Source organism: Methylobacterium sp. B1 (assembly GCF_000333255.1).
In the GTDB taxonomy this organism is placed as follows: domain Bacteria; phylum Pseudomonadota; class Alphaproteobacteria; order Rhizobiales; family Beijerinckiaceae; genus Methylobacterium; species Methylobacterium fujisawaense.
Window position 1 is genome coordinate 1 of the sequence record NZ_BACT01000955.1, and the last position, 3,179, is coordinate 3,179.

Consider the following 3,179-nt stretch of genomic DNA (forward strand, 5'->3'; position numbering starts at 1 on the left):
GAGCCCGCCGAGCCGTATTTCAAGCTCGCTTCGGCCGCCCTCATCCTCGGCGTCGCGTTCTGGATGGCGTGGCGGACCTGGCGCGAGCAGCATCACGCCCACGACCATCACCACCCTGACGCGCATCGGCCCATCGTCACGCGCGACGGTGCGCTGACGCTGGAGGTGTTCGAGGACGGCGTGCCGCCGCGCTGGCGCCTGCGGGCCGAGGGCGGATCGTTGCCGGTCCCCGCGGCCGTCACGGTCGAGACGGTGCGCCCGGATGGCGCCCGGCAGGCGTTCGGATTCGTCGCGCGCGAAGGCTTCCTGGAGAGCCGGGACGAGATCCCCGAGCCCCACGCGTTCACGGCGCGTGTCCGCCTCGACGGCCCGGCCGGGTCGGAGATGCACGAGGTCGCCTTCGCGGAGCACGACCACGACCACGATCATATGAACCTCGGCGACGAGGACGACGCCCATGCCAGGGCGCATGCGGAGGACATCCGCCGCCGCTTCCAGGGCCGCACCGTGACCACGGGGCAGATCGTGCTGTTCGGCCTGACCGGCGGGCTCATCCCGTGCCCAGCCGCCATCACGGTGCTGCTGCTGTGCATCCAGCTCAAGCAGTTGAGCCTCGGCTTCGCGCTGGTCGCCTGCTTCAGCATCGGGCTGGCGCTCACGATGGTCTCGGCCGGCGTCGTCGCGGCCTTGAGCGTGCGGCACGTGGCCGGCCGCTGGTCCGGGTTCGGCGCGTTCGCACGCCGGGCGCCGTACGCCTCGGCGGCGCTGATCGTGCTGGTCGGCCTCTACACCGGCTGGCTCGGCTGGGACGGCCTCCGCCACGCCGCCGCGGCGCAGGCGGCCCAGTCCGGGACATCGGTCGGGACATCGGTCGGGTGACCGACGACTGCCGGGTCTGAAACGCCGGCGGCGGCCTCGACCTTCCGGCCCAGGGCTGAAAGCCTATCGCACGGCCGGAAACGGACGGGCTCGGGCATGGCAGGCGATTCCCCCGGAAGGTCTCAGCAGGCGGCCGGATCGCGCACGGCTGTCCGAGGCCTCGACAGCGATCCGTCAGAGCAGGGCCAGGGCGACGCCGCCCAGGGCCGTGACTGCGACGACCATCCAGGGCGGCGTCCGGCCGACGGTCAGGAGCCCGAAGGCGAGCACGGCCACCGCGTAGTCGCGCGCGTTCCCGACCGCGCTGGTCCAGACGGGATCGTAGAGCGCGGAGCCGAGGATTCCGACCACCGCCGCGTTGGTCCCGCGCATGGCCGCCTGGGCCAGCGGTCGCGTCCGGAGCGCGTCCCAGTAGGGCAGCATGCCGTAGACCAGCAGCAGACCGGGCAGAAAGATCGCGACCAGCGCGATGGCCGCACCGACCACGCCATGGGGCGCCGGTCCGGCGACGGCTCCGAGATAGGCCGCGAAGGTGAACAGCGGCCCGGGCACGGCCTGGGCGGCCCCGTAGCCGGCGAGGAAGGTGCCGGGGCCGACCCAGCCCGGGGCGACCACCTCGGCCTGCAGCAGCGGAAGGACCACGTGGCCGCCGCCGAACACCAGAGCCCCGGAGCGGTAGAAGGCATCGAACAGCGCCAGAGCCTGGGATTGCAGACTGGCGGCCAGCAGGTGAGGGACGACGAGGAGCAGCGCGAAGGCGACCAGGCCGATTGCGCCGGCCCGTCGGGACACCGGGAAGGCGAGAAGCCCGGCCTGCTCCTGCGGCGGCAGCCGGCAGAGCACGAGGCCGGCGAGGGCACCGAGCGCGATGGCCCCGACCTGACCGACAGACCCGGCGACGAACACGGTGAGGAACAGCGCCGCCACCGCGATGCCGGCGCGCGGCCGATCCGGCGCCAGCGCGCGGGCCATGCCCCAGACCGCCTGCGCGACCACCGCGACGGCGACCAGCTTGAGCCCGTGGATCGCGCCCTCGGCCACCGGGCCGGACAGGGCGCCGGCGCCAGAGGCGAAGGCCAGAAGCAGCAGGGCGGAGGGCAGGGTGAAGGCCGTCCAGGCCGCGAGCCCGCCGAGAAGCCCGCCGCGCAGAACCCCGAGCGAGAACCCGACCTGGCTTGACGCCGGCCCGGGCAGGAACTGGCACAGCGCCACGAGGTCGGCATAGCCACGCTCGTCCAGCCACCGGCGCCGTATGACCAACTCGTCGCGGAAATAGCCGAGATGCGCGACCGGGCCGCCAAACGAGGTCAGGCCGAGCTTGAAGAAGGCGCGGAACACCTCCCCGGGGAACCCGGACGCGCCCGCCGAGGCGGGATCGGTACGCCGCGCCTCGGCGGCCGCGGGGGCTTCGGTCATGGGCGGCCTCGCTCCGTCGTGCCGGCGGGGGGACGGCCGGCCATGCGTTCGCGAGCGGCGTCCCGCATCGGACGGCCTCCGACGGCGCCCCCGCGAAGCCCGCCGCGCCCTGCGGTCGCATCCGTCGGGATCGCGGCGCCATCCTGCGGTGTCGCATGTCGGTATCGGGATCGAGGGACCGGTACAAGCCACCCGCGCAGGCCTGTCTCGCCCCGGTCCCGCAGGGGATCGCCCCCCGGCAAGGTCATCGGCAAAACGGCCGACAACGGCCCGGGACCGGCCACCGGTCTACGCCGTCATGCCGAGGCCTGCCGGCACGCCGAGGCCCGACGATCCCGGGGGCTTGACCTTCCAACGGTGGGAAGCCCCATCTCGTCGGGACGGCATCGAAGGAGAACGTCATGGTCCGCTTCAAGGTCGACAGGATGGGCTGCGGTGGCTGCGTCGAATCCGTGACCCGCGCCGTTCAAACCATCGATCCCGGCGCCCATATCGAGGTCGACCTCGGTGCGAAGCGCGTCACCGTGTCGAACGCCTCGGCTCCGGCCGAGCGGATCGCCCGGGTCCTCGTCGCCGCCGGCTATCCGGCCGAGCCGATGCTCGCGGCGGCCTGATGCTTCGGGCCGCCAACCCAACCTGCGCTGTGCATGGACGTCCCATGCCCGACATGGTCCCGCCACCCGAACCGGTGTAATCCTGATTCCATGTGCTTCGACCGGCAGATCGCGCGCCTGATGGCGGCGATGATCCTCGCGATCATCGCCTACGTCGCGCCGTCCGCCGCCCAGGGCCACGAGGGCCATGGTGGTCATGGCGGCCATGGGGGCCACGGCCGCCACATGGCCGCGGCGCAGCCACAGCCGAAGGCCGCGGCGGGCGGCAAG

Annotated in this window: 3 protein-coding genes; 2 read left to right on the forward strand and 1 reads right to left on the reverse strand. The window is 73.1% G+C overall.

Annotated features, from left to right (window positions below):
• Positions 1–879 (forward strand): nickel/cobalt efflux transporter (locus tag I53_RS26810; protein ID WP_043356647.1); only part of this gene is annotated, 879 nt, incomplete at its 5' end.
• 174 nt (positions 880–1,053) lie between these two features.
• On the opposite strand, the gene chrA is transcribed toward I53_RS26810, so the two are convergent.
• The gene (chrA, locus tag I53_RS26815) at positions 1,054–2,295 is read right to left on the reverse strand and encodes a chromate efflux transporter (protein WP_043356649.1); all 1,242 of its coding nucleotides are present in this window, start codon (positions 2,293–2,295) and stop codon (positions 1,054–1,056) included.
• Between the two features lie 401 nt (positions 2,296–2,696).
• Here chrA and I53_RS26820 point away from each other — a divergent pair, with 401 nt between their 5' ends.
• The gene (locus I53_RS26820) at positions 2,697–2,909 is read left to right on the forward strand and encodes a heavy-metal-associated domain-containing protein (RefSeq protein ID WP_043356652.1); all 213 of its coding nucleotides are present in this window, start codon (positions 2,697–2,699) and stop codon (positions 2,907–2,909) included.
• The last annotated feature ends 270 nt before the right edge of the window (positions 2,910–3,179 follow it).

What these genes read in the sequence shown, in the direction of transcription:
- chrA (WP_043356649.1), bottom strand. Translation starts at nt 2,295, where the DNA reads ATGACCGAAGCCCCCGCGGCCGCCGAGGCGCGGCGTACCGATCCCGCC.
- I53_RS26820 (WP_043356652.1), top strand. Translation starts at nt 2,697, where the DNA reads ATGGTCCGCTTCAAGGTCGACAGGATGGGCTGCGGTGGCTGCGTCGAA.